Genomic DNA, 395 nt, shown 5'->3' with positions numbered 1-395 from the left:
GGCCGGGTCCGGCACCGTCGTACGGACCCGGCGGCGCAGCCGCAGCCCCTGCACACCGAAGCGGCGCATCACCCGCGCGACCCGCTTGTGGTTGACCTGCAGGCCGGCATCGTGCAGCTCGGCGGTGATCCGTGGTGCCCCGTACGTGCCGTGGTGAGCCGTACGTGCCGTGGTGAGCCGCGTGTACCGCCCGGATCCGGCCCGCGAGGGCGGTGTCGGCAGCCTCCCGGGCGGCCCGCGTCGTGGCGGCCGAGCGCCAGTAGTAGTAGCTGGATCGGGACACCCCGAGGATCTGACACAACCGCTTCACGCCGTGGCGCTGCTGGTGGTCGGCGACGAACTGGAAGCGGTTCACCAGCGCGTCTCCCCGGCGAAATACCGGGCCGCCTTCCGCG

Annotated in this window: 1 pseudogene; it reads right to left on the bottom strand. The window is 72.9% G+C overall.

Annotated elements, in window-relative coordinates:
* Positions 1-395: pseudogene (locus ONA70_RS36490) on the bottom strand (IS3 family transposase); the annotation flags it as partial.

The organism is Micromonospora yasonensis (assembly GCF_026013475.1).
GTDB lineage: Bacteria > Actinomycetota > Actinomycetes > Mycobacteriales > Micromonosporaceae > Micromonospora > Micromonospora yasonensis.
This window is presented reverse-complemented; position numbering and strand designations above follow the sequence as displayed.